At 59.5% G+C, this 6,293-nt stretch carries 6 protein-coding genes; 2 read left to right on the plus strand and 4 right to left on the minus strand.

The genetic code is table 11. From position 1 onward, the window contains the following. The 3 genes from EN906_RS19055 to EN906_RS38820 form a co-directional block, all read right to left on the minus strand. A partial coding sequence (locus EN906_RS19055; RefSeq protein WP_206529124.1) for an autotransporter-associated beta strand repeat-containing protein occupies positions 1-1,601 on the minus strand: 1,601 nt, incomplete at its 3' end. Between the two features lie 423 nt (positions 1,602-2,024). Beyond that, positions 2,025-2,918, minus strand: a complete 894-nt coding sequence (locus EN906_RS19060; RefSeq protein ID WP_127269045.1) for an AraC family transcriptional regulator — start codon at positions 2,916-2,918, stop codon at positions 2,025-2,027. 411 nt (positions 2,919-3,329) lie between these two features. Continuing rightward, positions 3,330-3,464, minus strand: coding sequence for a hypothetical protein (locus tag EN906_RS38820; protein WP_256754990.1), 135 nt, complete (start codon positions 3,462-3,464; stop codon positions 3,330-3,332). A gap of 928 nt (positions 3,465-4,392) precedes the next feature. Between EN906_RS38820 and EN906_RS19065 the strand changes: the two genes are divergently transcribed. After that, positions 4,393-4,605, plus strand: a complete 213-nt coding sequence (locus EN906_RS19065) for an AlpA family phage regulatory protein (protein ID WP_127269046.1) — start codon at positions 4,393-4,395, stop codon at positions 4,603-4,605. Positions 4,606-4,955: 350 nt separating this feature from the next. On the opposite strand, the gene EN906_RS19070 is transcribed toward EN906_RS19065, so the two are convergent. Beyond that, on the minus strand, positions 4,956-5,621 hold the full coding sequence (locus EN906_RS19070) for a hypothetical protein (protein ID WP_127375303.1): 666 nt from the start codon (positions 5,619-5,621) through the stop codon (positions 4,956-4,958). Positions 5,622-5,786: 165 nt separating this feature from the next. Here EN906_RS19070 and EN906_RS19075 point away from each other — a divergent pair, with 165 nt between their 5' ends. After that, complete coding sequence (locus EN906_RS19075; RefSeq protein WP_127271801.1) at positions 5,787-6,026, plus strand: helix-turn-helix transcriptional regulator; 240 nt, start codon at positions 5,787-5,789, stop codon at positions 6,024-6,026. Positions 6,027-6,293: the final 267 nt, after the last annotated feature.

Consider the following 6,293-nt stretch of genomic DNA (forward strand, 5'->3'; position numbering starts at 1 on the left):
CGGCGGGAAACAGCTGCCTGCTCAGCGGCGCCAACACATATGTCGGGTCGACTACCGTCACCAGCGGAACCCTGCGGGCCGGCAGCGCCGTTCATGACCAGATTGCCGTTGCCGGAAATCGCGCCCGAAAAGGTGTTGCCGCCGGCGAAGCTGCCGCCAAGCGTGAAGGTGTCGCCCGGATTGGCTGGATTGAACGAGGCCGCGCCGCTCAGCGCCAGCGAGCCGGTGCCATCATTGAGGATCGCGCTGGCGCCGTTGAGCGACAGTATGCGGTCGGTGCTGGCCCCCGCGCCGGTATAGGACAATACGCCGGTGTTGAGGTTGATGATTGAGCCTGAACCCAGCGAGCTGGCGGCCCCCTGGTTCGCCAGTGAACTGGCCTTCACGGTAACGGTCTGGATCGTGACGGCACCACCAAAGGTGTTGGCTCCACCCAATGTGATAGTGCGGTTTGTCCCGCCGCCCATGAATATGAAGGGCCGGGTTGCAAGGTTGCTGCTGATGACGCCCAGCACTCCAAGGTCCGCCGTCTGCGCGTTCAGAATGACAGATGCTGCAAACCCGCCGCCCGCTGTCATGTCTCCGGTTACGGTCAGCGTGCCGGTTCCCTGATTTGTCAGGGCGGAGGAGCCGGTGCTAGGCGCCATGTTCCAGCTGCGGTTCGAAGTATCGCCGCTGCCGGTATAGACGGCGGAGGCATTGCGGACGAAGACCGTTCCGTTGGCCACCGTGGTTGCCGCGCCGAGCGCGCTTGCCTCGCCCAGGTTGCCGATCGATGTGAAGTACAGGTTGAAGCTGTCGGTAGCGACCGCCCCGGTGAAATCATTGGTATCATCGCTCAGCACCGTCTGTGCGACCAGGGAAAAGCCGCCGGCGCCGGTGATGTGCGCAGAGCCGACACCTCCTCCAATGGCGGCGGTGCCGGAGAGCAGCGTAACAACGCGGCTAGCGGCGAGCGCGCCAGTGCTTTGCAAAATCGTGCCCGCCGACAAGGTGATGCCATTGCTGGCGGCGCCGAGCGCCGAATCGCCACTGACGTTCAACCTACCCGCGGTCACATTGATACCGCCGCCGAAGGTATTGGCGCCGGTGAGGGTCAGGGTACCCGCTCCCGCCTTGGTCAGTCCCGCAGTGCCGGCCAGAATCGAACTGATGGTTGCGACACCGTTGGTGGTGATCGTCGGGGTGGCACCGGCGAGTGTCAGCGTGCTGCCCGTGACCGTATAGGTCGTGTTGGTGTTGATGGTCAGGCTGTTCGCGGTGATCGGCGCGCCCAGCGTCACTGTGGCGATTGTTCCGCTGGCGCCGCCGAAGATGGCATTGTCGAGAGCGGCGTTGCTCCACGGCGTATAAGGACCACTGACGCCGTCGCTGTTGGGACTCCACCGATTGGAGCTCACGTCCCAGGTCCCAGTGCCGCCAGTTCCGGCCGCCGTGCCGTTGGGATCCCAGTTTCTGTCGGCGGTGGCGGCCGGCCCCGTGGCCAGCGTCATCAGCAGGACCGCTGGCAGGAGCGGGGCGGCCAACGCCCGCGCCGCCGCGGAGGCCGGCTGCGCCATATGAGCGGCGTAGCTCGCCGCTTCGCCCTTCCACTTGGTCATCCGGCCACCGCGCAGTAGCTGGGAGAAGATAGGCCTATCTGCTTGCCTCGCCGCCCGTCCCTTGGGACCCGGTAGCGCTTGAGAGGATGCGCGCCTAGGATGAAGGTGGCCGGCTTTCAGCCTCGGGTCGCCGGCACTGTCGCCGCCGTCCTTCTGGTCATGGATGGTCCCGCCGCAGGCCAACCCAGCCATGTATCCCCCTACATTAGAAAGTCTTAATGCAATGCATCCCAAGGAATCAGGACACTGGCGCCAACATGGGCATGGAAACATCCGGACGTATTTCAAAAAGGTACGACGTTTGACAAAAACGTCCGACGCGCTTTGTTTTGATTAGACACTTCTACCGGAGTGTTACTGGAATATCACAACTCATTATTTCGTAACGCTAATATTGCCTTAACTGATGCCCGAAATCGCACGCTAGATTGAGGATCGAAAGCGGGTCGGGGTCGCGCCCCGGAACTTCCTCATCGCAGCTGTCAAATGACTCTGGCTTGAAAACCCGCTTAGATAGGCAACCTCCGCAATGGTCATGTCTCGGTTCGATAACAGACGCGTGGCGTGGTCGAGCCGGAGGTCCAAAAGGTAGCGATGCGGCGTCATCCCAAAGCTTCGGCTAAACGCTTGGGTGAAATGCTTCGGTGAAAGCTTTGCAAGTGCGGCTAGCTCGCCGACAGATATCTTGCGGGCGAGGTTGATTCGCAGGAACTCCTGCAGTTTCTGCGCGGACTGCCTGGAAAGACCGCCCTTGAACTGCTCCGGCCCGCTGGTTCGTATGGCATATGCGTGAAGCACGTGAATGCCCAGGATCGCGATCAGCTGCTCGACGTGGAAGCGGTTTGCGCCCTCCTTCTTCGTGAGCTCCGTCTTGAGCAGTTGGGCGACACGCAACGCATTGTCGTCCCGTGTGCCCAGGGGCGGAGGCGTCAGCTCCGTTTCCACTGGGCCAAATTGCTGCCTGGCCAGTTCTTTGAGACTGTCGTCCGGGTAGACGATAGTGGCGCTCTCCCGCGCCTGTGATAGACGCAGCCGCGCTTCAAGATGTGCCGGCTTGACAATGATGCTTCCTGCCGGCGCGTCATAGCGCTCGGCCTTGCCCCCTCCAAGTGTGGCACACACGGGTGCGGCCTCGAGACCGACAAAGACAACGTGTTCACTCGCCTCGAAGGTGTGCAGCCCGGGTGGCATGAGGGAATAGGTCGCCCTGCCCCGCTGTGTCGCAATCGTCCACTCACCGGTAATCGAAGAAACAGACTGCAAATCCTGATCGGATGAATTGAAGCCGTCATCAAGCTCGTGATCAGAAGAAATCATGTTAGTCCGTCGGTGTCATGGGCGGCAGGAAACACATTCACGGCATCTATTAGAATTCTCTAATTTATATAACACTCTTCCATGCAGCCTGGCTGAGCGTCTTTACCATTTGGGATGTAAACTGTTCCTCGAATGACCCGGTTCCCGGTCGTTCGATTTTGATTCCACTTAACGATGGTACAGCAGTTCTGTACCACACAAACGCAACGTTTGTGGACCAGAGTTAAGCGGCTCTGCCCAGCGAAGTGGCTGCATCCGACCGCGTCTTGGCTCAATCATCGCCTCTGCCGTCCATGCGATGCTGGGCGAGCGAACGATAGGTTTGCTACGGGCCTCGTCCGTGCAGTAGACGGCTGAAGGAGCGTCTCGCCGATCGCGCTTTTAAGTCGGCACATAGGCTCCGAGTGTCACTCAATTTGACCAAACCCAGCCGCGAAAAAATCCCATCGAAAGATTGCCGCGCACAGATGCCGACGCATATTGGTCGAGGTTTGAACCGCGGTTGGACGCGCGAGCCACAAAATATCCAACGATGGTGACGGACATTGCGTGACTCCGAACAGCGCCCAATCGAGAACCCACCAGAGCAGCAGCGCCTCCGGGGCTTTTGACTAAAGCGTGGAGGACCGGGAGAATGCGAGGTCGAAGCTGGATCCGGCAAATGCGGCTGGCCGAAGCCCAAATGCTCAGGGAACAGATCGTCCGACTGGAAACTGAGCTACTTACCCAGACAGGGGCTGCCAAGCCAAGAAGGCTTACCGAGCTCGGCTACCACATTCATTCCAGCAAATCGCGGCTTCAACGGCTGGAACGCTGCATCTCTGCCCTGCAATCGGCCGATCGGCGGCGAGTAGAACACAGGCCCCAGCAGGTCTAGTGTGTTCCTGCACTAGCTTTGGCCGTCGACATGGACGGCCGTTACCGCCAGGAAGCTCACATCGAACGTCCGCCACTGGATCGAGCTGCCCCTGAGAACTCGGAATGTGCGCTTTTTGAGCGGTACTGAGAGAGATCCTAGCGTCGGGGGTTGGGCGCCAAGCTGCCGTTCACACTTGGAAGTCATGCCGTCGCGCTATCGGGCGCAACGTGCCACTGGGGTCGATCCCTGCAAAGGCATGGAAAAGCCGAAACTAGTATCCCACTTTGTCCATGAGCACCCGCAATTTGGGCTGTGGAGTGACCCAGAAAGTTCGAAAAGCTTCCAGGAACCCCAGGCAAACTGGACTCGGGGCGCGTATGGACTGTCTCAGGGCACGGATTCTTCGGTCTCAGGCCTTCGTTTCGGACTTAGAACGCCTTCAATCACGGTATCGAGCTTGGGCGGGGCCGTGGCATTGGACTCTAAACCCATCCCATTTGCCGCCGTCTCTAGGCCGGGGTACGACGTCGGCGGAAAACCTCTTGCACGCCCGTAAGTGTCTGTCCTCTCTGGATCAGGAGCAATCAAGAACAGCCAACAGAAGGCAGCGCGACCATGCTTGAACCAGATCGTATCATCCGCCTGAAAACCGTTCTTTCCCGGACCGGTCTGTCCCGATCCACGATCTATCGCAAGATCGCCAAAGGCACCTTCCCACGCCAGATTCAGATCAGTATCCCCGGTGCAGGCTGGCATGAATCCGATATCAGTCGCTGGATCTCCAATCCCGTTTCGTGGCGTCCACAAGACCAGGGCGACAAGGCGTGATGAGGGTGATGCACACTGCGCGGAAAACTGGGCTTCATCGAGACGCAGCGGTCACGGCGGCGAGGCTATTGCTTGAGCCCAGTGGGCCATGTCCATTACAAGCGTCGCCGAGGCGAACGAACACGGCAAACCAGAAACGATGGTCGGCCTCACGCTCAACCAAGTCAACTTTGGGTCGAACCGCCCAGAACTGGCCGCTTATCTCCTTTCAGAGCCCGCGCCGAATCGGTGGCCGCCCCTCAGGCTGACAGAGCAAGCGTTCAGCGGAGCGGCCGTGACGCCGGCGATCGATCAGGCTTCCCTTGAGGCAGACAGCTTCCTCTCCGCCTATAAGAGCCGTCAGCTATCGATTACCCGATCGATCCGGCGATCGTCGCCGGATCGATATTTATGGTGTGGCGGGCGAGGTCATCCAACACCGATCGGATATGCGGCCAGGGGAAATCGTCTGGATGTTCCCAGTGCTCACCGTCACGCAGGATGACCTCGAGCTTGGCCAAAATGCCTTCGATGGACGTGGCCACTGTCTGCGGTAGATCCTCCAGAAGTGCGCTTTCGGCTGTTTCCGATTGCCGGATCAGTTCGTCTGTTCTCGAATAGCCGATCTCAGCATCAGCAGCGTCCCAGCGCGCCTGGTGTGCCGCGAAATCTGCAAGCGCCCTGCCCAATTCGACTTCATTTTCAGGAGAGTAGGCATCGTTCAGGCTCTCGATGGAATGGAGCGTCACGTTCGTACCATCGGCAAGTCGCACCTCGGCGCAGGGAAAGCCGACGGTCCTGGCGAGGTGTGTCTCCAACTGCTGCTGTTCGTGACACAGCGTCAGTGTCTCATCATGGATCTTTTGCCAGTCGCCACACAGACGAAGAGCAGGATCAGCCGCGCTGCTGCCGTCCGTCAGTTCGGCGGCTCGCGACTTTCCCTGGAAGGGCCACGCCGCCGCGGCCGTAGCCGTGCCCGCCAGCAAGCGCCGCCGGGTGACGAAAAACGAACTCATGCTACTGTCGGAATCAGCCATTATCCGAGCTCCTAACAGCTGGGGTTTTGGTGAGGCCGCATCGAGTGTTCGCGCACTCGGTGCGGCCGCTTTCTAAAAACGAAAGGATTGTCTGTTTTTAGAAAGCCATTGTCAACGTTTTCCGAAAAGGCTTGCGATTTTCGGGAGTTATCACCAGTTTGCGGCATGGATTCTTCCCAATGTCGCGCCGCACGAGCGCTGTTGAAATGGACGCAAGAGGATCTCGCCGCCCGCTCCGGCGCGAGTGCTGTTACCATTCGCAATTTCGAAAACGAGCGTTCTGTTCCTCAAACAGGAACGCGATATCTCCTCCAGAAAACGCTTGAGAATGCCGGCATCGAGTTCATTCCTGAAAATGGCGGTGGTGTCGGCGTGCGTTTGTCACGGCGTTCCGAAAGGACGTAGGATCGGTGAAACAGCTCCCGATAGGCAAGGCAAAGCGCGTCCATTAGCCGACAATCATTCGATTGCGGCCGCAGTCAGAGGGATCAACCGCGAAGACTTCGACGAGCGGCAGAAGGGTTTCGGGGTCGAACGGCGACTGCTCAGACCGGTTCATGCAACTGCCTTCGCTCGCAGAGGTTCGATGTGGCTCTTGCCTGCAATGATGCCGGCAAGCCGATCGGCCCAACGCTCCAAGGCATCCCGTTTCTCGCTCATATAGTCGTAGCG

It is taken from the genome of Mesorhizobium sp. M7A.F.Ca.CA.004.06.1.1, from assembly GCF_003999135.1.
In the GTDB taxonomy this organism is placed as follows: domain Bacteria; phylum Pseudomonadota; class Alphaproteobacteria; order Rhizobiales; family Rhizobiaceae; genus Mesorhizobium.

What these genes read in the sequence shown, in the direction of transcription:
- EN906_RS19075 (WP_127271801.1), top strand. Translation starts at nt 5,787, where the DNA reads ATGGATTCTTCCCAATGTCGCGCCGCACGAGCGCTGTTGAAATGGACG.
- EN906_RS19070 (WP_127375303.1), bottom strand. Translation starts at nt 5,621, where the DNA reads ATGGCTGATTCCGACAGTAGCATGAGTTCGTTTTTCGTCACCCGGCGG.
- EN906_RS19060 (WP_127269045.1), bottom strand. Translation starts at nt 2,918, where the DNA reads ATGATTTCTTCTGATCACGAGCTTGATGACGGCTTCAATTCATCCGAT.
- EN906_RS19065 (WP_127269046.1), top strand. Translation starts at nt 4,393, where the DNA reads ATGCTTGAACCAGATCGTATCATCCGCCTGAAAACCGTTCTTTCCCGG.
- EN906_RS38820 (WP_256754990.1), bottom strand. Translation starts at nt 3,464, where the DNA reads ATGTCCGTCACCATCGTTGGATATTTTGTGGCTCGCGCGTCCAACCGC.